This window comes from Nonomuraea sp. NPDC026600, from assembly GCF_040638335.1.
Classification (GTDB): domain Bacteria; phylum Actinomycetota; class Actinomycetes; order Streptosporangiales; family Streptosporangiaceae; genus Nonomuraea.
Genome location: NZ_JBEZYD010000002.1, coordinates 631,549 through 654,898 on the forward strand (window position 1 = coordinate 631,549; position 23,350 = coordinate 654,898).

A 23,350-nucleotide genomic window follows, 5' to 3' on the forward strand; every position below is an offset into this window, starting at 1 on the left:
GGTTCATTCGGCCGCGTGGGACGCCGACGCCGTTTCGGCCAGGCGCGCGATGCGCAGTTGCTCGTCGGGGCCGATCTCGGGGGCGGGCATGCGGAGGGCGCCGGTCCCGCGGCCGAGGTGGCTCAGCGCCAGCTTGATGCCTTCCACGGTGCCGCCCAGTACGGCCAGCACTTCGTCCACCCGCGCCTGGGCGGAGCGTTCCACGCTGGCGTCGCCGTCGGCCACGGCGTCGGCGAGCATCGCGAACGGCTCGGGGAAGGCCGCCGACAGCCCGGAGACGACTCCGGCGCCACCGTGGCGGACGACCTCGGCGAGCTTGGTGTCCGCGCCCGACCACAACCGTGCCTGCGGCGGGAGCGCCGCGCGGTACTCCTCGAACCGCTCGGCCGCCAGGCCGCTCAGCTTGGCGCCGGCCAGCCCGGTCTCGGCGGCGATCATGGCGAACTCGGCGGGCTCGACGACCACGCCCGAGCGCTCGCTGAACAGGTAGCCGTAGACGGCGGCCGGGCCCGCGGCCCCCGTCACCGCGGCGAAGTGCCGGAGGACGGCGCCGGTGTCGGCGGGCAGGTAGTACGGAGTCAGCGTGGCCAGCCTGCGTGCCCCCAGGGCGACGGCGTCGCGGGTCAGCGCCACCGCGTCTCGGGTGGCCGCGGCGCCGACGTGCACCACGACCCGGTCAGGGCCGAACACGGCCAGCGCGGCCTCGGCCAGCGTACGGCGCTCCGCGCGGTCCAGCGCCGGGAACTCGCCGGTGGTGCCGCAGACGAAGACACCGTCGACGTGACGCGCGAGATCGGTGAAGTGCGCCTTGGTGGTGGCGTGGTCGAGCTCGCCCGCCTCGTCGAAGAAGGTGGGAACGGCGGCGAGGACCTCCGCCCGGCGTCGGGTATTTTCTGGCATGGCAAAGCCTCGGTTCGTCGATGGTGACTGGCGGACGGTGAGTCGGGTCAGAAGGCGGGCTGCGGGCGCGGTCGCCCGCTCAGCGTCGCGCGGATCCGGCTGCAGGAGCCATCGAGATGAGCGGTGAGCGCGGCCAGCGCGGCGTCGACGTCGCCCGAGCGGACGATGTCCCTCAGGTAGACGTGGTCGCCGGCGACGGGGACCAGGTCTCGGTCGGTGTTGGTGATCTCCATCACCGTCGCGAACAGCGGCCGGTGCAGCGCCCAGGTGGCGGTGAGCCAGCGGTTGTCGCCGAGCGTGTAGAACCCGCTGTGGAAATCGAGGTCGGCGGCGGCGAACTTGGCCGCGTCGGCGGCCACGGCCGCGGACTGCATCTGGTCGAGCGCCTCGTCGATCGGGGTCCAGTCGGCCGCGTCGAGACGCGCGATGGCCTCCCGGACGGCCAGGCTCTCCAGAGCGCCGCGCAGCGAGTAAAGCTCCAGGAGATCTTTGTCGGACAGCCCGCGCACCGAGACGCCCCGCTTACGCGTCTCGACCAGCCCCTCTATCTCGAGCTGGCGAAGCGCGTCGCGGACCGGCCCGCGGCTCACCCCGAAGCGCTCCGCGATCCTGCCCTCGACCAGATGCGTGCCCACGCTCAGCTCGCCGCGCACGATGAGCGATCGGAGCTGGACGAGCAGCTGATCTCCGAGCGGTGGATTGCGCAACGGATTGGTGATCGTCACCAGCTCTCCTCCCATGGTCTTCGCCAACGGTATCTCTGCTTACTGCAGACGGTCAACGTTAACCGATGACCGGTGACCGTTGACGGTTAACCGTTTCCCAAGACATAGTGTGCGGCAACCGAATCCCTGCGGAAACTTTCAAGGCCGCCGGCAGAAAGGGAGGCGCCATGGTTGCGACCCTTCCGAAGACAGACCTCCGCTACACCTGGAAGGTCACGGCATCCAGCTTCCTCGGCAACACGCTGGAGTATTACGACTTCCTCGTCTACGGGACGGCGGCCGCCGTCGTCTTCCCCAAGGTCTTCTTCCCCGACGCCAGCGGCTTCGTTGGCACGCTCTCCGCCTTCGGCACGTTCGCCGTCGGCTTCCTCGCCCGGCCGCTGGGCGGGCTCTTCTTCGGCAGCCGCGGGGACCGGCATGGCCGCAAGTCCACCCTGATGATCACCCTCACGGTGATGGGTCTCAGCACCATCCTCATCGGGCTGCTGCCGTCCTACGGGACGATCGGGATCTGGGCGCCGATCCTGCTGGTGGTGCTGCGGCTGATTCAGGGATTCGCGGTCGGCGGCGAGTGGGGCGGCTCCATGATCATTGTGCTGGAGTCGGCACCGCCGAACCGCCGAGGTTTCTTCAGCGCCTGGCCCAACACCGGCGGGTTCTCGGCGCAGATCCTCATCACGCTGGTCTTCGCCTACGTCTACACGCTCCCCGATGAGCAACAACTGAGCTGGGGGTGGCGGATCCCGTTCCTGCTGTCGGCCGTCATCCTCGTCGTGACGTTCTGGATGCGGCGCAGCCTGCGGGAGACCCCGGTCTTCACCGAGGCCGTCGCCGCGTCGGCGGCGGGCGACGGGGGCGAGGCGGCCGCGAAGCCGGACCGCCCGGCTCGTGGTCCGATCCGTACGATCTTCGTCGACGACTGGCGCAACCTGCTGCTGATCGTCGGGCTGCGGTTCGCCGAGGCGCTGCCGTACTTCCTACTCACGGTGTTCGCGCTGTCGTACGGCACAGGCACGCTCGGCCTGCAGAAGAGCCAGCTGAGCAACGCGATCCTCATCGCGGCCGTGCTCTCCTTCATCAGCCATGGCGTGTTCGCCGCGATCTCCGACCGGGTCGGGCGGCGGCCGATCTACTTCTTCGGCGCGGTCGTGGTGTTCGTGATGGCGTTCCCGTTCTTCTTCATGCTGCGCAGCGGGTCGATGGTGCTGATCGTGCTCGGGTACGTGCTGGTGCTCAACCTCGGGCACAACGCCATTAACGCCATCCAGCCCGCGTTCTTCGCCGAGCTGTTCCCGGCGGATCGCCGCTACACCGGCGCCGCGGCGGGCCGCGAGATCGCCTCGATCTTCGCCGGCGGGCTGACTCCGTTCGTGGCCACGGCGCTGGCCGGATCCGACGGCACCCGGTGGCCGCTGGTCGCGGCGTACGTCATGGTCGGTGCGGTGATCACGATGGTGGCCGTGTACAAGGCGCCGGAGTCCTTCCGCCGCGACCTCAGCGCCACGGGCACGACGGTCCGCTGACGGCGGATGCTCGGCCGGCCGCGAAAGCGCGGCACGGTCGAGTTCCGCGCGGAGCGGGACAGAGGACGACATCAAACGCGATGATGGGCTCGGACGTTTCCCGGCTTTTCCCCAAGCTGGAGAGGGCGACCTATGCCCAGAGCTCGTCGTACAAAGCGGGACAAGTCCCCCGCGAGCGGCAAGAAGTCCCCCGAGCGGAAGCCGAGCGAGCCGAGCGAGCCTGCCGAGGAAAGCGCGGGCGGGTCGAGACCGGGTCGAGCCGTGCTGGCGTGGGTGGCCGGGATCGTCGGTGCGGTGATCGTCGCGGCGGCCGGCGCCGTGTTCACCGGCTGGTTCGGCTCGCTCGGGCCCGGCGCCTTCGATGAGATCAGCCGGGAGGCGCCCGTCACGGCCGCCTATGTGAAGATCGGCACCGATGACCCCGACCTCGCTCTGCGCGAGCCTGTGACCGCCGCGCAGGACCGGGCGATCCTGCTGGGCAGACCCGACGGGCCGCAGAACGAGGCTTTCCTGGAGCGCTACCGCGCCGCCCAGGTCGGGGAGACGAGGGTCATGGTCGTCCTGAACGGCAACCGCGCCAGCCTGCGGATCGCCGACATCAGACCGCGCATATTGACCCGCGAGCCGGCGTCCGACGGCGCGCTGCTGAGCCCCGCCTCTGCCGGCGAGCAGGGCACCATCGAGGTCGCGGCCGATCTCGACCGGCCGACGCCGCGGTTCACCTCGGTCAAGGATCGCGACACCCCGTACTTCGAGACCAAGCAGATCGATCTGGTCCGCGACGAACGGGTGACGTTCATCATGACGCTCACCGCCTGCAAGGCGTACTACGAGTTCGAACTCGTGGCCACGGTCATCAGCAACGGCCGCGCCGAGCAGGTGGTGATCCGCAGACCGGGCGGGCTCCCGTTCCGGCTGACCGGTCCAGCACGGGCTTACCGCACCGTGTACGACGAGTCCCCGATGGGTGGCTGGAGCGTCCGGAGCAAGCCGGGCAAGTACCGGATCGAGGGGTGCTGACGTGCGGCGATTGGTCGGTCTGCCCCTGCTGGCGCTGGTGACCTGCTTGGCCCTCGTGTCCGACGCCTCGGCCATCATGCGGAAGGCGGTGGGCTGGCAGCCTGTGTGGTCGGCGGCATTCGACAACCGTTCGTTCGGCTTGACCGAGAACGTCTTCGTCTACAGCCACACCCTCGTGCCGTCCGAGCGTGCCCTCGCGGTGGCGGCGCACCTGGGCCGGATCCTCATCCTCGACCCGGTCACGGGGCGCGTCCTGAGCACTGTGCCGGCCGAACCCCGGCTCGGGGACGTGCGTGAGCTGTGGGTCGCCGACGAAGTTCTCGTCGTCCTGCGAGAGCAGCCCGGACGGACGGGAGACGAGTTCGAGGGCGTGCTCACCGGCTACGACCTGGCCGGCCACGGGAGAGCGGCTGTGGGGCTGGAGACTCGCCCGTGAGGCCGTGGTGACCCGGCGCGCCGTGGCGGCGCTGACGGCGTCGGACGTCCAACTGCTCGACGCCAGGACCGGGGCGACCAGAGCGGTCATGCCCATTTCGCAGGGCTGCACCGCGGACGCGGCGGCCGCCGACGAGCTGGTCGCCGTGCTCGAACTCTGCGCGGGCGAGCGCGTCCGCCTCGCCGCCGTGGATCCGGAAACCGGCCGGCCTTACTGGACCCGTGACCTGACGTACCGGCGGCCACAGGAGTGGCCGCCGGCCGAGGGGGCGGACCCGCGGAGAGACCTGGACGTGGCGACCGCCGCGGACGGAACCGTCCTCGTACGCCTCTCCGGCACCTCCTATCTGTACGCATCGGGCGGCAGGCGGCTGCTCGCCGACATCCATGGCGCCAACTGGGGATATTCCACCCGGTCGCCGGTCGTCACGGGGGCCGGCGTCGTGGCCCATACGTCGATCCCGGACGGAGGTGAAGGAGGTTACGTTCAGGGAGTCGATCCGGCCACCGGTGCCATCCGCTGGACCTAGGGGGTAGCGGAGCCGACGTCGTTCATCGCAACCGGGGACCTGTTCGTCACGGAGGGCGGGAACTACCCCGGTCTGGACCCCTGGCCGCTGAACACCTACCTGCTGGCCATCGACGCCGCCACAGGTGAGGCGAGCGAGCTCCCGTTGCCCGCCACCGAGGGCGCCACCCTCCTGGAGGGAGGCGCCGGGGGCCTGGTCTTCGTGCGCACCCCGACGCAGGACGACGACAGCGCTGGTGTCAAGAACGGCACCCGGATCACCGCCTACCGCCTCGTCCGCGCCAACCGGCCCCCGGCGAACCCGCCCGGCGTCGCCCCGGCGGCGGACTGGCCGGACGCCTGCGGCCTGCTCACCGACCGCGACCTGAGCCTGCTGGCCCCTGGCTACCTTGCCAGCCCGCACTCGCGCACGCTGGCAGGCAGCCCTCTGCCCAAACCCGCCGTCTGCGACTGGATCCCGCCGACCGACAAGGGCGACGTCGTCTCCGTGTCCGTCATGTGGACGGCGCCCTCGACATCCGAGGCGCAGCGCCTGGCGGCCGAGGAGACCCGCTACGGGCTCGACTCCGTCATTACGGGCCGAGATGGGCCGGACATCGTGTACTACCGGTTGGGCCATCCCGCCGGTAGCCAGTACGGGGCTCTGGTCAGCGTGGGTCCGGTCGTCACCAAGCTCGTGGCCTCCACACCGGAGACGGTGCGGCGGCTCGCGCCCAGACTGCGAGACAACCTGCGGACTCTCTAATCCGTAGGTTCCGGGTTCGAGCCCCGGGCGCCCTATCTCCTTCACCTGCGGTTTCTTGCGGTCCTGTAGTCACGCCAGCTGATCGTGAGCCACGGTGAGACACATGTGGGTCACATCTTCTCGGTGTCGCGCGTTCCCCACGACGGAGATCTCGGAGAAGCAGCAGTTCAGGAACATGAGGAGATCGACAAGTTGCCGTTCAACCAGATGATTGAGGAGCATCACAGGCGCCCACTCCCAGATGCCGGCCCTCCGACACCTGCCCGGTCTGGCGGACGTGACGGACGACGATGATTGACCCTTCCCGTTATGTCTTGTCCGCTTATGGGTAGATTCGATTGATTTTTAATATCATCGATGGTCTGCGCTGTCTTTGCCGCGCAAGTTATGATGCGCCATCTCTGTATCGTGCGCGTGGCCGGGTGATCGATGGTACGTCCCAAGAACAGACTTCCCAGTCTGCTGCTGGTCGTCGCCACCCTTCTCGGGATCGTGATCGGTCTGCCGGTCAATGTCGTCAGCGATTATCTTCCGGCCGTGGTGGTCGGCTACAAGGGCGCCTGGATAGCGGGTCTCCTCATTCTGACTCTCGTGATCGGATGTCTCACCTGGGCGATCCCGCGACTGCAGGAACGTCGTCCCGTCGGAGCACTGTTCAGCGTGCCCGTGAGGGAACCCTGGATGGACCGGCCCGAACTGGAGACGGCCATCGCGGAATTGACGAGGGGGCAGAAGAGGTTCGCGCCTCTGCGCCGAATCGCGCAGACGATTCGCCAGCATTCTTTCCCGCCCGTGGACAAGCGCGTACACATCGGTTCATGGGGCGAGCTGAAGGCTCCGGGAAGAACGACGAACAACGTCAGCGTCGTGGGAATCTTCGGCCATGGGGGTGCCGGCAAGACCAGTCTGGCCACGGCCGCATGTTATCGTCCCGGTGTTCGGCGCTATTTCAAGGGTGGAATAATCTGGATCACCTTGGGCCGTGACAAAGGCGGTCCGGATCTGGTGGAGCGCATCAATGACGCGGTCGCCCAAATAGGCGAGCAGCGTCCGGTGACCTCTGATCCGGAGCAGGCGAGCCACCGTCTGAAGCGGGCCCTCGCGGATCGCGAGATGACTCTGCTGGTCGTCGACGACGTATGGGACGACCGCGAACTGGAGTTGTTCCTGCCCAATGAGCCGACGTATCGCCTGCTGTTCACCACCCGGCTGCGTGCTCTGGTGCCCCCTTACGCCTGCCCGGTGAACGTCGAGTGCCTGTTCGAGGACACGGCCTCCCGCATCCTCTGCGACGGCCTGCCGGTGCTGCCGGCGGGCGCGGAAGGTGAATTGCTCGATGTCGCGGGTCGCCTGCCGTTGCTGCTGAGCTTGGTGAACCGGCGGCTGCGGGAGGAGGTGGCACGAGGTGGAGACATCAGCCTGGCGGTCGACCAGGCGATCGGGCGGCTGCGCGAGAAAGGCCCGGCCGCCTTCGACATGCGGTCGCGATCCATCCGCAAAAGACTGGTCGCCGACACCATGGAATATAGTCTCGGCATTCTTGACCCCCAGGAGCGAGAGCGATTCCTGGAGCTGTCCATTTTTCCGGAGAACACGGACGTGCCCGTCGAGGTTGTCGAGCTTCTCTGGTTCGGGACAGGCGGACTCGCGTCTCCGGAGACGGTTCAGCTCTGTGAGCGTCTGGAGGAACTGTCGCTGGTGTCGAGGAAGTGGAACTACGGGCGCCAGCTTCTCGCTCTGCACGCGACCGTCCGCGCGTACGCTCGTGTGACGCTGACGGCAGAGGGGGTGGTCTGCTGCAACACCCGTCTGCTGGAAACCCTCCCGGTCGCCTCGGCCGACGCGTCCGGAGAGCATCGATGGTGGTCGTTGCCGGTCGGTGCGGACTACTTCTGGGACAACCTTGTTTATCATTTCAAGGAGGCCGCGCTGGCCGACGAGTTGGAGAAAGTCGTCTGCGACCTGCGATGGCTCAGCGGCAGGATGGCCCGCTCTGGTGTGTCGGCGGCTGAAAAGGACCTATCGGAGCTGCGGACGCCTCTCGCGGACAAGCTCTGCAGTGTCATTCTGCAGAACATTCATCTCTTCGACCCGGCGGATCCCGCCGAGGTCGTGGCCGCGACGCTGCTGACCCGCTTGCATGATATGCCCGAGTTATCGACAGGGATTAGAGAGTATGTGGAGTCGTCGGCGGCATGGCACCTGAGCACGCAATGGCCGTTTCCTGACCAGTCTCCCGATCCATGGCTGGCCGTGCGGGGACATAGGTCAAGCGTGGCCGCCGTCGCCGTCGCCTCCCGGGGATCCTGGTTCGTGTCGGCGGGTTTGGACGGGGTGCTCAGCAGATGGAGTCTGGAGGGGCTTCAGCAGACCACATTGATCGCCCAAAACGCCGGAATGACGTCGGTGGCCATAGCGTCTACGGGAAACTGGATGGTGGCCGGCGACAGCGAGGGCGTCGTGCACGTGGTCGCGGCCGATGGCGGCGATGTCGTGTCCATGCGAGGCCACCAGGAGGCGGTCAATTCGGTCGCCATTTCCCGCGATGGTTCCTGGTTCGCCTCCGCGGGGAACGACGGAAGCGTTCTGCTGTGGGGAGTCGATGGCTCTCGCCAGGGCCGGCTGTACGCCCGCAGGGGCGAGGTGCAGGCTGTGGCCATCCCAGGGATGGGGCCGTGGCTGGCCTCGGCAAATTCGGACGGCGCGGTGCGGCTGTGGGACGCAAGGGGCGGCATCAGCAGGGTGATCTTCGGCCGTTCCCAGCGGCTGCGGGACCTGGCGATCTCGCCAGACGGGCAATGGCTCGCCGCGGTCGGCGACCTGGGCGTCGTCCAGCTCTGGGACTCCGACGGACGCGAACTGGCCGTTCTGCAGGGACACCGGGGCGTGGTGCGTACGGTGGCCATATCACCTGACGGTGAGTGGCTCGTGTCCGGAGGACTGGACGGAACACTCCGTCTCTGGACGGCGGACGCGACGAGCAGCCGTGTCGCCGAGTGCAACTGCGGCGGAGTGTCGGCACTGGCCGTCGAGCCCCATGGTGCCTGGCTCGTGTCGGGAGGCCTGGACGGCAGCCTCCGGATCTGGAAGACCGAAGCTCTCTGGCGAAGGGGATCCGCCGGCCATGGCGTTGACGTCAGGTCGGTCGCTGTCTCGCCCGACGGGACCTGGCTGGCGTCCGCCTGCAGTGACGGTTCCGTCCGTCTCTGGGATTCGAACGGGACTTCGCGGGAGCTGCTGGGGCGACATGGACGCTGGATCAGCCAGGTCGCCATCGCCGCGGACGGCACCTGGTTCGCGTCCGCCGGATGGGACGGCCGGGTCTGCCTTTGGGACCCGGACGGTTGCCAAAGAGGAACGCTGTCGGGACATCGAGGCGGTGCGACCGCCGTCGCGATCGCACCGGACGGGTCATGGCTCGCCGCCGCTGACTGGAGCGGCTCGGTGCGTGTCTGGGATGTGGGCTACCGGGAGGTTCGCCGTGTGCTGACCGGTAGCAGGTTGTGGGTGAGCTCCATCGCGATCGCCCCCGACGGCGCCTGGTGGGTGACGGCCGCAGAGGACGGTGCGCTGCTCCTGTGGGAGGCGGATGGCTCATCACGTGGCGAACTGCGCGGGCACCGGAGCGGCATCCGCTCGGTGGCGATCGCCCCCGACGGCTCATGGCTCGTCTCGGCCGACACGAACGGTGAGATGCGGCTGTGGGACACTAATGGCTCCCTCAGGCACGTGCTGTCAGAAGGTGGTGGCGCCATAGAAAGCGTCGCCATCTCGTTCGACGGCTCGCTGATCGCTGCGGCGTATTCGGATGGCCTGGTCCGTTTGTGGGATCCGCATCGCGCGAGCAGCCTGACCGTGGTGCGGCTCTCTGGCCCGTTGCGTTCGTGCGCCTGGTTTCCTGACGCCCTCACCCTGTGCGTTACCGGTGCGAAGGGCATGTACTGCTTCACTGCCCAGGGACCGCCGGCGACCGGCGAGCCGCAGCCGACGTGAACGCGGCGCGAGGCCAGCAAGCGGATGGTCGGCCGGTTGGCGAGAAAGCCAGGCACGAGACGATCTGGGGCCGCCGGGCGGTGATCGTGTTGGCGTCGACGCCGAGGTTGGCCGATAGGGTGATCCGGTGAGACTGACGCATTTCGGGCACGCCTGTGTGCGCGTCCAGGACGGTGATCGGGTGCTGGTGATCGATCCGGGTACCTTCTCCGACGCGGAGGCGGCGCTGGCCGGAGCCACGGCCGTGCTCGTCTCTCACGAGCACCCCGACCACGTCGACGTCGAGGCACTCAAGGCCGCCCGGGCGGGCAACCCCGCGCTGATCGTGCACACCCATGCGGCGCTGGCCGCCGAGCTCGGCGAGGGAGTGGTCGCGGTCGCCACGGGCGAGACCTTCACCGCCGCCGGCTTCACCGTGAAGGCCGTGGGCGGCGTGCACGCTGAGGTCATCGACGGACTGCCCGGCTGCCCGAACCTCGGGTTCATCGTGGACGGTCTCTACCACCCGGGAGACTCCCTATTCGTCCCCACCGACGAGGTTGACACCCTGCTGGTCCCGGCGGCCGGCCCCTGGGTGAAGATCGGCGAGGCCATCACCTTCGTCCGAGGCGTCCGGCCGGCCCGCGCGTTCCCGATCCACGACATCCAGCTCAGCAAGATCGGTCTGGAATACTTCGACACGTGGCTTGAGGAGGAGACCGACTACGCCCGCATTCCGGTGGGCGATTCAGTCGATCTCTAGACCAAGAAGAATCATTCGCCGGGGTTGATCATGCGGCTTGGTGGCGGGGGCGGTTCAAACTGCCTCCCGCACTCGGGTCTGCAATCTCGCCGATAGAGTCCCGTCATGACCGGGCAAAAAGGGCGATGGCCGAAAGCTAGCCAGGGTGGCGGTATCGAGGATGCGGCTCTGCTCATCGGGTGCAGATGAGGCCCAGGGAGATCGACTTGGGGTCGTTTCGGGGTTGGGGTAGCGGTCCTTACCTGATGCCGTTGCGGGCCGTCCGGTTCAGGTGGATATCAGTGTCCGCATAATCTCTTCTATGCGGGAGTGGGCCGCCCTGGCCGTGCTCAACGGCCGCGCGGCCGACGTCGCGAACCGGCTCGACGCCGAAGCCGCCGACCGACACCTGGACGCCGAGAACCGCCAGAAGATCGCCGAGACCGTCGGCTACCTCAGGAACAAGGACGGCTACCTGGGCTACGACACCGCCCTGTCCGCAGGATGGCCGATCGCCACGGGCATCGTGGAAGGCGCCTGCCACCACCTGATCGGCGACCGCCTGGACATCACCGGAGCCCGATGGTCACTGGCCGGCGCCGAAGCGGTCCTGAGACTCCGCGCCCTGCTCGCCAACGGCGACTTCGACCGTTACTGGACCTTCCACCTCGACCAAGAACACCAGCGCAACCACCGGGCCCGCTACCGACTCGCTGCTTGATCTACGAGGTCAGTCCCAGCAATCTGCACCCGCGCACTGTCCCCAGTCGAGCGCGAGCCGCCCGCAGGTGCGCCCTTCGCCCTTGAACAGCAGGCCCGTAGCCTGCCCGCAGCCGCTCGATGTCCGCAACCCCGGGCCCAGTGGCGCCCGTAGGAGCGCGCGCACCACCGACAGATGCGTCACAAGTGCGCGTTTTACGCGTTCGGGTCCCAGTCTGCGAGCTGCTCCATCGGCTCGGTGTCGCCGCTGGTCTCCAGGCCGTCGAGCGGGACGCGCTCGTAGAAGTAGAGGACCAGTTCGCTCGCTGCGCCTCGCATCGCCATGTCGCCCGGCTCCGCGTCGGCGGCGAGGTCGTCGCAGCGGACGCCGTCGGCGTTGAGGGTCAGGCGCCAGGAGCGGCCCTCGGTCGTGTGCAGGTCGATGGTCGCCGGCTTGAACGGCCAGGGGACGGTCGTCGCCGAGACGGTCGTCAGGAACTCGTCGACGCCCTCGACCGCGACGTTCGTCGGCAGCGGCTGTGCGGCCCCCTGGGTGAGCTGGGCGTCGTAGGTGTGGACGGCGATCTCCTGGATCTGGTGCCGGGCCACGGCTCCGCTGGTCTCCGGGGCCTGCGAGCGGCCCCACCAGGTCCAGCAGCCGCGGTCCGGGCCGGCCTCGCGCATCGCGTCGAGCATGAGCTCGGTCGACTCGGCGAGCCAGGCGTTCAGGGCTTCGCGGTCGCGGGGCGCGGTCGGGGCGCCCTTCGGGTCCGTCCTCGCCGGGGGCTCAGCGCCCGGGCCCGCCGCGACGATGGCGGCCTGGCGGCGGCGGCCGTCGCCGAGGTGCTGCGCCAGTTCGCGCAGCGTCCAGTCCCGGCAGGTCGGGACCTGGACGTCAAGGTCGGGGGCGGACGCGATCGCGGCGCGGAACGCGGCCGAGCGGTCTTCGATCAGCCGCAGGACCTCGGGGAACTCCAAGATGTTTTGCACGTCGGTTGTGTATCACGGCGCTCCGGCCGCCGGGTAGCGAATTTGTCGGACGAACGCGTCGACGGCCGGGCGGAGCGCCGGCGCCGAAGCCGTCCTGAAACTCCGCGCACTGCTCGCCAACGGCGACTTCGACCGCTGCTGGACCTACCATCTGGGCCAAGAGCACCAGCGCAACCACCAGGCCCGCTACCAACTCGCTGCTTGACCTACGAAGTCACTCCCAGCAATCCGCACCCCTGCTCATCTTGGAGTGGTCGCAGAGCAGGGCGTGAATGCGATGCTCAGGGTGGATGCTGAGACCCTGGCCGAGGGTCGTCCGGCTTGGACCTTCGCAGCGAGTGGTGGGCCGCTGGGCTCGGGCATGAGAGCCGACGGTCCCAGCGCTGACGTGTGCTTGTCACTGGCGGTGGCCAGGTTGCGGGAGCTCGGCGTTGACGTGCCGTTCTGATTGATCATGCGGGATCCCTTGGGGTGAGCAGGCCGAGGCTGACGGGGCCGGTCCGGCTTAGGCGGCGGGCTTCTTCTCGCTTGCCGGCTAGGAAGTTGAGGGTGAGGTCGAGTCCTTCGAGTTCGCCTAGCCAGCCTTCGGCTTCGGCACGGGCTCGGCGGGAGAGGAGGTCGGTTTCGATCTCGGCGAGCCGGTCGAGCATCTTGGGGTCGACGTGGAGCATGGGGCAGCGAATGCAGGCCGCGCAGGAGTGGTGTGCGACGAGGCGATACAGGGTGTCGTCGGCTTTGACGGCATCGCGGAGGTAGCTGGCACCGTCGAGGGGGTGAAATCCGGTTTCCACGAGATCGGGGGCGTACCCGAGGTCGTGCAAGCTGACAGCGCCCTGGCTGTACAGGCACGAATACAGCCAAGGGAACGGATACTGGCGAACGTCCACGGACACTACACGCGCAGGTCAGAGCTATGCGCCTTGATCGAAGCGCCTTCTTCTCATCCGCGCGTGAAAGCATTCTCGCCGTCGCGGCAAGAACGGGTGTGACCGTGTACAAGATACGTGGCGGGAGAGATCAGCCGACGGTTCCGGCTGATCTCTTCGACCGCTACTTCGCCGAGATTCACCGCTACATCGCCCGTCGTCTGCCTGTGGACGATGCCGAGGACCTGGCCGTCGAGGTCTTCGTCGCGGCGTTGCGCGGCAGATACGACCCGGCCGTGGGAGAGGTCAGGCCCTGGCTGTACGGCATCGCCACCAACCTGATCGCGCGGCACCGCCGTAGCGAGACCACGCGGTGGAAGGCGCTCAGCCGCGCGGCGGAGCGCGACTGGGACGGCCACGGGGATGCCGGACTGGATCGGGTGCTCGATCGGGTGGACGCCGCGCGCTTCACCGGCCGGCTAGCGGGGGCGCTGGCCGGGCTGAAGCAGCGCGACCGTGACGTGGTGCTGCTGATCGCGTTAGGCGCTCTGAGCCACGCGGAGGTCGCCGCCGCCCTGGACATTCCCTATGGAACCGTCGCGTCCCGGCTTAACCGGGCACGCAAGCATCTACGCGCGGCGCTCGGCGCGCTGAAGGAGGACCTCGATGGATGAGCTCGAACTGCTCGCCCGGGCGCTGCCCGACGCGCCCCCGCTCTCGCCCGAGGCGGTCGCTCGCGCGCGCGCCCGCTTCGTCGCCGACGGCGCGCGCGTCCGCCCCGCCACCGGCCCCTCCCGTTCCCCCTCCCGTTCCCGTTCCCGCCCGCGTGTGTGGGCGTGGGCGCTGAGCGCGGGCGTGGCCACGGCCGCGATGGTCATCGCGGTCACACTGGTGGCCAACCTGGTGTCCGCGCCTGCTCAGGTGCTGGTCCAGCCACCCAACAACGCGCTGCTCGAGCTGGCCGACCGGGTGGAGCGCCTACCCGATCAAAAGGCCGCCTACTGGCGGGAGGTGATCATCACCGGTGAACGGATCTCAGCCGGCGGCTACGACCTGCTCAAGCGGGACCGCCTCGAGCGAACGGCGCCGCTGAACACCGCGCAGAAGTCCCTCCTGCAGACCTCCGCGCCGAGCGCGCTGCCGGCCTCCGCGGCCGACGAACGCGCATGGCGGGCGGCCGGAGCGCCGGCCCGGATCAAGCCGCTCTGTCCCCAGGGCACCCCCGCCGCCGACTGCCGGCCGATCCGCGTCACCGACCAGCTCCAGGTCTGCCAATGGCGCGACGGGAACGACGCTCAGGTAGGGGACAGCTCTCTCGCGACTTTCACCCTCGCCGATCTGGCCGCCATCCCCGCCGACCGCGACGGCCTGCTCGCCAAGCTCCGCGACTACCACCGCATCTGGGAGGGCCGAGGGTTCAAGCAGCCGTTCGCGCAGTTCCTCCCTCAAGCGAGCAGTCTTCTGTCCATGCCGATCCGGCCGCAGCTTCGTGCCGCGATCCTGCGCCTGCTGGCGGAGCTTCCCGACACCAAGGTGTACGGCACGGCGACCGATCCGCTGGGCAGGCAGGCGTTGCAGGTCACGTTCACCCGTGACACCGGGCAGACGCAGTCGGTGGGATCGAAGTCGCTCCCCCTGCACTCGCGCACCTTCCTGGACCTGGCGACCGGCGCCACGCTGGCCGGGGCCAGCTATGTGCCGGGCGACATCCTGACCTACTACAGCGCGCAGGCGCCCGAGACGGGCTGGATCGCGAACCGGCCCACCCCGCCGAAGTCCTGCAAGGCCAAGTAATCAGAGCACTTACCAAGCGCTTGCTCAAGGTGCGAGACTGGGGCCATGGAGATCCCCGTGCGCGCCGCGTCGGACGACGAGGCGGGCTTCTTTCAGGAACACGGATGGGTGCGGCTGCCCGCCCTGGTGCCCCCCGATGCCGTGGCCGAGCTCAGGCAGCGGGCGACCGGCTACCTCGCGGCGCGCGAGAAGCAGCGGCGGACGCTGGTGGACCAGGCGTTCGGGCAGTCGCGTGACATCGCCGAGAGCGACGAGGCGTTCCGCGCGCTGGCGCTGAGCCCGGCCATGGGCGCCAACGCGACCCGGCTCCTGCGCGGCGTGGAGGCCGTGCGCGTGCAGGTCACGAACCTGCTCGTCAAGGAGCCGGGGGAGCACGCGGCGACCGAGTTCCACCAGGACTTCCCCTGGATGCCGATGGACCGCTCGGCGATGCTGACGGTCTGGCTGGCGTTGGTGGACGTGCCGGCGGACATGGGCTCGCTGCGTTTCTTCAATGGTTCGCACCGGTACGGGGTGCTCGGGCGGAGTTTCACCCGGGCGGGAGACGACCAGCTCAGCCAGCATCCGTGGATCAAGGAGCTGGAGCTGTCGCCGCCCCTCGACCTCGCGGCGGGCGACGCGACCGTGCATCACACGCTGACCGTGCACGGAGCGCCCGCCAACCACCGCGACCAGCCGCGCCTGTCGTTCACCGTCACGTACTTCGACGCCGCCTCCCTCTACACCGGCACCCCGTACCAGCAGACGGACGGGCTCGGCCTAGAGGTGAACCGGCCGTTCGACCACCCGAGGTTCCCGTGCGTGTGACCGTGGAAGAGGGCACATGCCCGAGACCGTAAGAGGGCCGGTGGGCGAGCTGGGCGCCACGCTCATGCATGAGCACGTGTTCGGGCTCAGTCCGGAGATTCTCTGGAACTGGCCGGACATCCCGGAAGAGTGGGACCTTGAGCAGCGGGCGAGGGAAGCGGCGGCCAAACTGGACGACCTGCGGGCCGAGGGCATCGACACGATCGTCGACCTGACCGTCATCGGGCTCGGCAGGTATGTCCCGGCCGTCCAGCGGGTGGCCGAGCTGACCAGCGTGAACATCGTCGCCGCCACCGGCCTCTACACCTACGACGCCCTGCCCCCGTACTTCGGCAACCGGGGTCCGGGCTCGCTGTTCGGCGGGCCCGACCGGCTGGCGGAGTTCTTCGTGCGGGACATCGTTCACGGCATCGGCAGGACCGGGGTCAAGGCGGGCATGCTCAAATGCGCCACCGACCATCTCGGCCTGACCAAGGGGACCGAACGGGTGTTCCGGGCGGTCGCCGAGGCGCACCTGGAGACGGGCGTGCCCATCACCACCCACTCCCACAGCGCCTCCAAGGGCGGCCTGGCACAGCAGCGGCTGCTCGGCGAGCTCGGCGTCGACCTCACCAGGGTCGTCATCGGCCACGCGGGCGACTCGACCGACGTCGCCTACCTGGAGGAACTCGCCGCCAACGGCTCCTACCTGGGCATGGACCGGTTCGGCATCGAGACGATCTCGCCGTTCGAGGACCGGGTGTCGATCGTGGCGACGATGTGCGAACGCGGCCACGCCCGACAAATGGTGCTAAGTCACGACTCTTACTGCTTTAACGACCGGTTCGATGCCGACGTCGTACGACAGCGGCACCCGAACTACCACCTCCTGCACATCTCCCGCGACGTCCTGCCCGAGCTGCGCAAGAGGGGCGTCACCGAGGAACAGATCCACCAGATGCTCGTCGACAACCCACGGAGGATCTTCTCGTGAGCATGGGCATGATCGAGGACTTCGACGTCGGCTCGGACTGGCACGTCGCCTCGCCGTACGAGTTCCTCGCCGGGCTGCGCCGGGACCGGCCGGTGTTCCACAGCGAGCACCTCGGCGCCTACGTGCTGACCCGGCACGCAGACGTGCGCGCGGCGTACGGCGACCCGAGGCGGTTCTCCTCGGAGGGTTCGCTGACCATCTCCCGCAGCATCACCCGCGAGACACGCGACAAGCTGGGCGAGCACGGCTCGTTCCTGTCGAGCTTCGTGGCCAACGTCGATCCGCCCGACCACACCAGGCTGCGGCGCTCGGTGTCGAAGGCGTTCACGCCACGGGCGGTCTCGGCCATGGAGCAGCACTTCCGGCAGCTCAACGAGGACCTGCTCGACCGTGTGGCGCCGAGGGGCGAGGCCGACTTCGTCTCCGAGATCGGGCACGAGCCGTCGATCAAGCTGACCGCCCGGTTCATCGGGGTGCCGGAGGCTGACGAGGGGTTCGTGCAGGCGCACGTGAAGGACTGGTTCCAGCTCTTCCTGTCGCCGCAGCCGCCTGAGCGGCAGCTCGAACTCGCCGACAGTTTCCTGGCCTATCTGGATTACGTGGATCGGCTGGTCGCGTCCCGGGCCAAGGAGCCGCGCGACGACTTCACCTCGCTCATGACCTCGCTGATCGGCTCCGAGCTCAGCCACCGCGAGGTGGTGGAGCTGATCTCCACGATCCTGCTCGGCGGCAACGACACCGTGCCGAACCAGCTCGCCAACAGCGTCCTGCGCCTGCTGCGCGAGGACGCCTGGCCGGTCCCGCCGCCGCTGATCCAGAACGCGGTCGAGGAGTGCATGCGCATCGACGGCGCGGCTCTCGGATCGTTCCGGTACGCCACAACGGATATTTCGCTACATGACGTGATAATTCCGGAAAAGTCGTTGGTGCTGCTCTCCATCGACTCCGCCGCCCACGACGAGAGCGTCTTCCCCGACCCGGAGCGGTTCGTCATCGACCGGCCCAACGCCGACGCCCACATGGTGTTCGGCTACGGCATCCACTTCTGCGTGGGCGCCGCGCTCGGCCGGCTGCAACTCCGCACCGCGCTCGACGTGCTCGGCCGCCGCCTGCCCGACCTCAGGCTCGCGGACGAGCCCATCGTCTACCGCAAGTCGATCGTGGGACGGGGACTGACGGCCCTGCGGGTGACGTGGTGAGTGCCGCGCCGGGCCGGTTCGACGGGCAGGTCGCCCTGGTGACGGGCGCGGGTTCGGGCATCGGCGCGGCGTGCGCGTCGCGCCTGGCCGCCGAGGGCGCCTGCGTGGGCGTTCTGGACGTGCACGCGGCCGGCGCCAAGTCGGTCGCCACCGCCATCCGCGCCAGGGGCGGCACGGCCACGGCGCTCACCTGCGACGTGTCGGACGAGAAGCAGGTGGCCGGGGCGGTCGTCGACCTGATCGCCTCGTTCGGCCGCCTGGACGTCGTCCACTCCAACGCGGCCGCGCTCGGCCCCGGCACCTACGGCCGCGACCAGGACCTCGAAGACCTCGACGTGGCCGTCTGGGACCGCACGATGGCGGTGAACCTGCGGGGTGCCCTGCTCATGGTCAAGCACGCGGCCCCCGCGATGTCCGACGGCGGCGCCTTCGTCCTCACCTCGTCGGTCTCGGGCCTGCTGGGCGACGTGGCGCACGTCGCCTACGGCACCTCCAAGGCGGCGCTGACCGGGTTCATCCGCTACGTGGCCACCAAGTACGGCTCGCGCGGCATCCGCTGCAACGCCGTCGCCCCCGCCCTGGTCCTGACCGACGCGGCCGCGCAGGCCCTCGGCCGGGACCGGCTGGCCGACAAGGCGGCCGAGCGCCTGCTGCCCTGGGCCTGCACCCCGGAGGACGTGGCCGACCTCGTCGCCTTCCTCGCCTCGGGCGAGTCGCGGTGCATCACGGGACAGACCATCGTCATCGACTCCGGAACCCTCGCCCATCGCCCCGAGCACGCCCTGCGCCAATGGCGCGACGCCGCTGAATCACTCTAGGGTGCTTGAAGCGGATCAAAAGGGGGCGGAATGGAGCCGGTGTCGGTCGGGTTGATCGGAGCGGGGCCGTGGGCGGAGCGCGCGCACGCGCCGATGCTGGTCAAGAGCCCGTATCTCCGTTTTGCCGGGGTATGGGCGCGCCGTCCGGAGGCCGCCGCCGGGCTGGGGGCGCCGGTGTTCGAGCGGGTCGAGGAGCTGTTCGACGCGTGCGAGGCCGTGGCGTTCTGCGTGCCGCCGGCCGTACAGGCCGAACTGGGGGTGCGCGCGGCGCGGGCCGGGAAGGCGCTGTTGCTGGAGAAGCCGCTCGCCGACTCGCTGGAGAACGCGCGGCGCCTCGCGGACGCCGTGCGCGAGGCCGGAGTGGCCTCGCAACTGGTCCTCACCATGCGCTATACCTCGCAGGTCAGGGCGTTCCTGGCACGCTGCGCCGGCATCGAGGCGTTCGGCGGCCACGCCGCGAACATCTCCAACGTCCTGCTGGGCGGCCACCCCTTCGGCACCCCGTGGCGGCTCGAACGCGGCGCGCTCCTGGACGTCGGGCCGCACGTGATCGACCTGCTCGACGCCGCGCTCGGCCCGGTGACCGGCGTCCGCGCGCACGGGAACTCGCTCGGCTGGACCGGCCTGCTGCTCGACCACGAGGGCGGCGCGGTCAGCGAGGCGTCGCTGTGCATGGCCGCCGCCGGCGACCTGCCGCCGTCGAGCATCGCGGTGTACGGCAGAACGGGCAACGCGGTGCTGCTGCCCGGTGACGACGATCCGTTCGTGACCATCGCCGAGGAGTTCGCGCGGACCGTACGCGAGGGAGGCGGGCACCCGCTGGACGCGGCCCACGGGCTCCGGCTGCAGCGGATCATCGCCGAGGCGGAGACTCAGTTGGGGACCCCTTGACTTAGCGTCCAACTGGAGCATTGATAGCGTCTGTCCGACGCGCAGAGTTGCAGCGAAGTCCGGTGCGAGTCCGGCGCTGTCCCGCAACTGTCATAGCCAGGTCGCCTGCCTCCGCGCTGACGTCATCAACCCTCGTGGAAAAGGGTGATCCGTCGCTCTCAGCGGGTCTCTCGGTTCCGACAGTGTGAAAGGACTTCTCGTGAGGCCCGTACGCACGGCCTTCGCGGGCGCGCTGCTGGGAACGCTCGTTCTGACCGGATGCGGCCAGAACAGCACTACCACCACCCCGTCACCCGCGAGCTCAGCCACCTCCGCCGGCTCGACGAGCTCCACCGCCTACCCCGTGACGGTCGAGGCGGCCAACGGCAAGGTCGCCATCGCCAAGAAGCCGGAGCGGATCGTCTCGCTCTCCGCCAGCCACACCGAGACGCTCTTCGCCATCGGCGCGGGCCCCCAGGTCATCGCGGTGGACGACCAGTCCAACTACCCGGCCGGCGTCCCCAAGACCGACCTGTCCGGCTTCAAGCCGAACGTCGAGGCCATCGTCGCCCAGAAGCCCGACCTGGTCATCGTCTCCAACGACATCGACAAGATCGTCGCCGAGCTGGGCAAGCTGAACGTGCCGGTCCTCCTGGAACCGGCCGCCACCAAGCTCGACGAGGCCTACGACGAGATCACCGACCTCGGCGCCGCCACCGGCAACACCGACAAGGCCGGACAAGTCGTGACAGACATGAAGGCGGCCCTGGACAAGCTCGCGGCGAACGCCCCAAAGGACAAGAAGCTCACCTACTACCACGAACTCGACCAGACCCCCTACGCGGCGACGTCGAGCACGTTCATCGGGCAGATCTACGGCATGTTCGGCCTCACCAACATCGCCGACAAGGCGCCGGACCCGGCGGGCGGCTATCCCAAGCTGTCGGCGGAGTTCGTCGCCCAGGCCGACCCCGACCTGATCTTCCTGGCGGACGTGAAGTGCTGCCAGCAGAGCAAGGACACGCTGGCCAAGCGGCCCGGCTGGAAGGGACTGTCGGCCGTCAAGGGCGACCAGGTGATCCAGCTCGACGACGACATCGCCTCGCGCTGGGGCCCGCGCGTCGTCGACCTGGCCCAGACCATCAGTGACGCGGTCGGCAAGGCGGCCACCCGCTAGTGAGGTCCAGCCCGATGTGGACGGCGGGTGCGCTGGGCGTGCTCGCGGTCTCCATGGTCGCCGGGCTGCTCGGCGGGGCCGCCGACATCTCGCCGTGGCAGGTGGTGCTCCAGGCGGTCGACTGGCTGCCGTACGTGCACGTGGACTCGGGGCTGGCGCCCGTGGAGCAGGGGCTGCTGTTCGAGCTGCGGCTGCCCAGGGTGCTGGTGGCGGCCGTGGTCGGCGGGCTGCTGGCCATCGCGGGGGCCGGTTACCAGGGGGTGTTCCGCAACCCGCTGGCCGACCCCTACCTGCTCGGCGCCGCCGCCGGAGCCGGGCTGACCACCACCGTGGTCATCGTGCTGGTGCCGACCCCCGTGGTCGGCATCCCAGTGGCCGCCTTCGTGGGGGCCGTTGGTGGGGTGTTCCTGGCGTACGTGCTCGGGAACACCGCCGGGCGCGCGGGCGGCACCGCCACGCTGGTGCTCGCCGGGGTGGCCGTCACCTCGTTCCTCACCGCGATCCAGACGTTCATCCAGCAGTTCAAGGTCGAGGAACTGCAGCGCATCTACTCCTGGATCCTGGGCGACGTGGGCGGCGGGTGGGACCAGTTCTGGCTGGTGCTGCCGTACGCCGTCGTCTCTTCGGTGCTGCTGCTCGCGCACGGGCGGATGCTCGACGTGCTGTCGGTGGGGGACGAGGAGGCCAGCAGCCTGGGCGTGCGGGCCGGTCGGGTACGGCTGGCGGTCCTGCTGGCCGCGTCCCTGGCCACTGCGGCGGCCGTGGCGGTGAGCGGTCTCATCGGGTTCGTCGGCATTGTCATCCCGCACGTGGTCCGGCGGCTGGCGGGCGGCTCGTACCGGATCGTGCTGCCGCTGTCGCTGATCGGCGGCGCCGCCTTCCTCGTGCTCGCCGACCTGATCGCGCGCACCGTCATCGCCCCCGCCGAGCTGCCCATCGGGGTGGTCACCATGTTCGTCGGCGCGCCGTTCTTCGTGGCCATCCTGCGCATGACCCGGCAGACCGCCACATGACCGGCACCACTGAGCCGGCAGCGGCCCGGCCTGCTCGGATGATCGAGACCAGCGCTCTCTCGGTGCGGCTCGGCGAGCGGGAGGTGCTCACCGACGTCGATCTCGCGGTACGGCGCGGCGAATGGCTGGCGATCATCGGCCCGAACGGCGCCGGAAAGTCCACCCTGCTCAAGGCCGTCATGGGCGTCGTCGCCCACCGGGGCGACGTCACGGTCGGCGGCCGGGCCGCGAGCACCCTCAGGCCGAGGGACAGGGCCAGGCTGGTCGCCTACGCGCCCCAGACGCCCTCACTGCCGCCCGACATGACCGTGTACGACTACGCCCTGCTCGGCCGCACCCCGTACATCCCCTACCTCGGCAGGGAGAGCCGCCACGACCGGGAGGTCACCGGGTCCGTGCTCGAACGGCTCGACCTCGCCGAGTTCGCCGAGCGCCGGCTGGGGGAGCTGTCCGGCGGCGAACGGCAGCGCGTGGTCCTGGCCAGAGCGCTGGCCCAGCAGGCGCCCGCGCTCCTGCTCGACGAGCCCACGACCGCGCTCGACCTCGGCCACCAGCAGCAGGTGCTGGAGCTGGTCGACCGGCTCAGGCTCGCCGACGAGCTGACCGTGGTGACGACGCTGCACGACCTGACCCTCGCCGGCCAGTACGCCGACAGGCTCCTGCTGCTCGCCGGCGGCCGGGCCGTCGCCGCCGGGCAGCCGGGACAGGTGCTCACGGAGGCGCTGGTCGGCACGCACTTCGACGCCCGGGTGGAGATCTCACTCGGTCCCGGCGGGCGGCCCGTCGTGCACCTGGTCAGGGGGATCTCGTGAAGGGAGTCTGGTGAAGCTGGCGTATCGGGTCGAGGACGGGGTGCGGCTCGGGTCGCTGCTGTGGGAGTTCGGGCCGGGGTGGCGGATGGTCTCCTCGGCGCTGCTGGGCGGGGGGATCGGGGCGCGTACGTGGGTGCTGAACGCGCAGGTCGTGGCGGGCTACTCGCGGATGGACCCGGTCGATCACCTTCGCGAGCTCGGGCCTGACGGCCTCGGGGTGGGGATGATGACGGCGGCCTCGGTGGAGCGGTACGCGCGGGCGGTGGACGGGGAGGTGGAGGTCGTGGCCACGGTCGGGTTACGCGTCCCCACCTGGGCCGCCGCCCCCGAAGGCGCCACCGACCCCGAACTGGCCCCGATGCTCGCCGAGCCGGCCGCCGCCGACCCCGGGCCGACTCCGATGCCCATCGAGACGGCCGCCACCAGGCCGCCCGTGGGGACGATCAACCTGATGGCCGTGATGCCGGTCGCGATGACCGATGCCGCCCTGGTCAACGCCGTGATGACGATGACGGAGGCCAAGTCGCAGGCGCTGATCGAGGCGGGCTTCCCGTGCACCGGCACCGCCTCGGACGCCCTCTGCCTGGCCGTACGCGCTGACGGCCCGGAGGAACTCTTCGGCGGCCCCCGCTCGACCTGGGGCGCCCGCCTGGCCCGCGCCGTCCACTCCGCCGTTCACCAGGGCGCGGCCTCCTGGCACCCCCGCACCTAGCTCGCCGTACCTGGCTCACTGCGCCTACC

General features: G+C 69.4%; 22 protein-coding genes, 1 pseudogene and 1 riboswitch. Of the genes and pseudogenes, 19 read left to right on the forward strand and 4 right to left on the reverse strand.

Features of this window, described 5'->3' with window-relative positions; all coding sequences use genetic code 11:
* Positions 1-3: 3 nt before the first annotated feature.
* On the reverse strand, positions 4-900 hold the full coding sequence (locus AB0F17_RS06320) for a dihydrodipicolinate synthase family protein (protein WP_358017120.1): 897 nt from the start codon (positions 898-900) through the stop codon (positions 4-6).
* Between the two features lie 47 nt (positions 901-947).
* On the reverse strand, positions 948-1,625 hold the full coding sequence (locus AB0F17_RS06325; protein WP_358017123.1) for a GntR family transcriptional regulator: 678 nt from the start codon (positions 1,623-1,625) through the stop codon (positions 948-950).
* Positions 1,626-1,792: 167 nt separating this feature from the next.
* On the opposite strand from AB0F17_RS06325, the gene AB0F17_RS06330 reads away from it, so the two are divergent.
* The 8 genes and pseudogenes from AB0F17_RS06330 to AB0F17_RS06365 form a co-directional block, all read left to right on the forward strand.
* Entirely contained in the window at positions 1,793-3,148 is a 1,356-nt protein-coding gene (locus AB0F17_RS06330) for an MFS transporter (protein ID WP_358017126.1), read from the forward strand.
* Between the two features lie 132 nt (positions 3,149-3,280).
* Positions 3,281-4,168, forward strand: coding sequence for a hypothetical protein (locus AB0F17_RS06335; RefSeq protein WP_358017129.1), 888 nt, complete (start codon positions 3,281-3,283; stop codon positions 4,166-4,168).
* A 1-nt stretch (position 4,169) separates the two neighbouring features.
* A complete protein-coding gene (locus AB0F17_RS06340; protein WP_358017131.1) occupies positions 4,170-4,604 on the forward strand; it encodes a hypothetical protein in 435 nt (144 codons plus the stop codon).
* A gap of 7 nt (positions 4,605-4,611) precedes the next feature.
* A complete protein-coding gene (locus AB0F17_RS06345) occupies positions 4,612-5,133 on the forward strand; it encodes a PQQ-binding-like beta-propeller repeat protein (protein ID WP_358017134.1) in 522 nt (173 codons plus the stop codon).
* A gap of 144 nt (positions 5,134-5,277) precedes the next feature.
* Positions 5,278-5,877, forward strand: coding sequence for a hypothetical protein (locus AB0F17_RS06350; RefSeq protein ID WP_358017137.1), 600 nt, complete (start codon positions 5,278-5,280; stop codon positions 5,875-5,877).
* Positions 5,878-6,306: 429 nt separating this feature from the next.
* Positions 6,307-9,870: an NB-ARC domain-containing protein gene (locus AB0F17_RS06355; RefSeq protein ID WP_358017140.1), complete on the forward strand. Its 3,564-nt coding sequence runs from the start codon at positions 6,307-6,309 to the stop codon at positions 9,868-9,870.
* A 127-nt stretch (positions 9,871-9,997) separates the two neighbouring features.
* Positions 9,998-10,612, forward strand: a complete 615-nt coding sequence (locus AB0F17_RS06360; RefSeq protein ID WP_358017143.1) for an MBL fold metallo-hydrolase — start codon at positions 9,998-10,000, stop codon at positions 10,610-10,612.
* A 454-nt stretch (positions 10,613-11,066) separates the two neighbouring features.
* Positions 11,067-11,312, forward strand: a pseudogene (locus tag AB0F17_RS06365) (ISKra4 family transposase); the annotation flags it as partial.
* A 194-nt stretch (positions 11,313-11,506) separates the two neighbouring features.
* Here the strand turns inward: AB0F17_RS06365 and AB0F17_RS06370 are convergent.
* On the reverse strand, positions 11,507-12,280 hold the full coding sequence (locus AB0F17_RS06370; protein ID WP_358017145.1) for a maleylpyruvate isomerase N-terminal domain-containing protein: 774 nt from the start codon (positions 12,278-12,280) through the stop codon (positions 11,507-11,509).
* A 452-nt stretch (positions 12,281-12,732) separates the two neighbouring features.
* A complete protein-coding gene (locus AB0F17_RS06375) occupies positions 12,733-13,137 on the reverse strand; it encodes a hypothetical protein (RefSeq protein WP_358017381.1) in 405 nt (134 codons plus the stop codon).
* Positions 13,138-13,271: 134 nt separating this feature from the next.
* On the opposite strand from AB0F17_RS06375, the gene AB0F17_RS06380 reads away from it, so the two are divergent.
* The 11 genes from AB0F17_RS06380 to AB0F17_RS06430 all read left to right on the forward strand — a co-directional run bounded on the left by AB0F17_RS06380 (position 13,272) and on the right by AB0F17_RS06430 (position 23,321).
* The gene (locus AB0F17_RS06380) at positions 13,272-13,820 is read left to right on the forward strand and encodes an RNA polymerase sigma factor (RefSeq protein ID WP_358017147.1); all 549 of its coding nucleotides are present in this window, start codon (positions 13,272-13,274) and stop codon (positions 13,818-13,820) included.
* Positions 13,813-14,940: a hypothetical protein gene (locus AB0F17_RS06385; RefSeq protein ID WP_358017150.1), complete on the forward strand. Its 1,128-nt coding sequence runs from the start codon at positions 13,813-13,815 to the stop codon at positions 14,938-14,940. The genes AB0F17_RS06380 and AB0F17_RS06385 overlap by 8 nt, the downstream gene beginning before the upstream one ends.
* 45 nt (positions 14,941-14,985) lie before the next feature.
* Positions 14,986-15,747, forward strand: coding sequence for a phytanoyl-CoA dioxygenase family protein (locus tag AB0F17_RS06390; RefSeq protein WP_358017153.1), 762 nt, complete (start codon positions 14,986-14,988; stop codon positions 15,745-15,747).
* Positions 15,748-15,763: 16 nt separating this feature from the next.
* On the forward strand, positions 15,764-16,720 hold the full coding sequence (locus AB0F17_RS06395; protein ID WP_358017156.1) for a phosphotriesterase-related protein: 957 nt from the start codon (positions 15,764-15,766) through the stop codon (positions 16,718-16,720).
* A gap of 2 nt (positions 16,721-16,722) precedes the next feature.
* A complete protein-coding gene (locus AB0F17_RS06400; RefSeq protein ID WP_358017384.1) occupies positions 16,723-17,919 on the forward strand; it encodes a cytochrome P450 in 1,197 nt (398 codons plus the stop codon).
* A complete protein-coding gene (locus tag AB0F17_RS06405) occupies positions 17,916-18,737 on the forward strand; it encodes an SDR family oxidoreductase (protein ID WP_358017159.1) in 822 nt (273 codons plus the stop codon). The genes AB0F17_RS06400 and AB0F17_RS06405 overlap by 4 nt, the downstream gene beginning before the upstream one ends.
* Before the next feature lie 30 nt (positions 18,738-18,767).
* Positions 18,768-19,628, forward strand: a complete 861-nt coding sequence (locus AB0F17_RS06410) for a Gfo/Idh/MocA family oxidoreductase (protein ID WP_358017162.1) — start codon at positions 18,768-18,770, stop codon at positions 19,626-19,628.
* 7 nt (positions 19,629-19,635) lie between these two features.
* Positions 19,636-19,756: riboswitch (cobalamin riboswitch) on the forward strand.
* A gap of 71 nt (positions 19,757-19,827) precedes the next feature.
* Positions 19,828-20,784: an ABC transporter substrate-binding protein gene (locus AB0F17_RS06415; protein WP_358017165.1), complete on the forward strand. Its 957-nt coding sequence runs from the start codon at positions 19,828-19,830 to the stop codon at positions 20,782-20,784.
* A gap of 14 nt (positions 20,785-20,798) precedes the next feature.
* Positions 20,799-21,797 carry an iron ABC transporter permease gene (locus tag AB0F17_RS06420; protein WP_358017168.1) on the forward strand — a complete coding sequence of 333 codons (999 nt, stop codon included), beginning with the start codon at positions 20,799-20,801 and terminating at the stop codon, positions 21,795-21,797.
* On the forward strand, positions 21,794-22,609 hold the full coding sequence (locus tag AB0F17_RS06425; protein ID WP_358017171.1) for an ABC transporter ATP-binding protein: 816 nt from the start codon (positions 21,794-21,796) through the stop codon (positions 22,607-22,609). The genes AB0F17_RS06420 and AB0F17_RS06425 overlap by 4 nt, the downstream gene beginning before the upstream one ends.
* A gap of 10 nt (positions 22,610-22,619) precedes the next feature.
* Positions 22,620-23,321, forward strand: a complete 702-nt coding sequence (locus tag AB0F17_RS06430) for an adenosylcobinamide amidohydrolase (RefSeq protein WP_358017174.1) — start codon at positions 22,620-22,622, stop codon at positions 23,319-23,321.
* Positions 23,322-23,350: the final 29 nt, after the last annotated feature.

What these genes read in the sequence shown, in the direction of transcription:
- AB0F17_RS06320 (WP_358017120.1), bottom strand. Translation starts at nt 900, where the DNA reads ATGCCAGAAAATACCCGACGCCGGGCGGAGGTCCTCGCCGCCGTTCCC.
- AB0F17_RS06425 (WP_358017171.1), top strand. Translation starts at nt 21,794, where the DNA reads ATGACCGGCACCACTGAGCCGGCAGCGGCCCGGCCTGCTCGGATGATC.
- AB0F17_RS06335 (WP_358017129.1), top strand. Translation starts at nt 3,281, where the DNA reads ATGCCCAGAGCTCGTCGTACAAAGCGGGACAAGTCCCCCGCGAGCGGC.
- AB0F17_RS06390 (WP_358017153.1), top strand. Translation starts at nt 14,986, where the DNA reads ATGGAGATCCCCGTGCGCGCCGCGTCGGACGACGAGGCGGGCTTCTTT.
- AB0F17_RS06395 (WP_358017156.1), top strand. Translation starts at nt 15,764, where the DNA reads ATGCCCGAGACCGTAAGAGGGCCGGTGGGCGAGCTGGGCGCCACGCTC.
- AB0F17_RS06410 (WP_358017162.1), top strand. Translation starts at nt 18,768, where the DNA reads ATGGAGCCGGTGTCGGTCGGGTTGATCGGAGCGGGGCCGTGGGCGGAG.
- AB0F17_RS06330 (WP_358017126.1), top strand. Translation starts at nt 1,793, where the DNA reads ATGGTTGCGACCCTTCCGAAGACAGACCTCCGCTACACCTGGAAGGTC.
- AB0F17_RS06355 (WP_358017140.1), top strand. Translation starts at nt 6,307, where the DNA reads ATGGTACGTCCCAAGAACAGACTTCCCAGTCTGCTGCTGGTCGTCGCC.
- AB0F17_RS06420 (WP_358017168.1), top strand. Translation starts at nt 20,799, where the DNA reads ATGTGGACGGCGGGTGCGCTGGGCGTGCTCGCGGTCTCCATGGTCGCC.
- AB0F17_RS06385 (WP_358017150.1), top strand. Translation starts at nt 13,813, where the DNA reads ATGGATGAGCTCGAACTGCTCGCCCGGGCGCTGCCCGACGCGCCCCCG.
- AB0F17_RS06400 (WP_358017384.1), top strand. Translation starts at nt 16,723, where the DNA reads ATGGGCATGATCGAGGACTTCGACGTCGGCTCGGACTGGCACGTCGCC.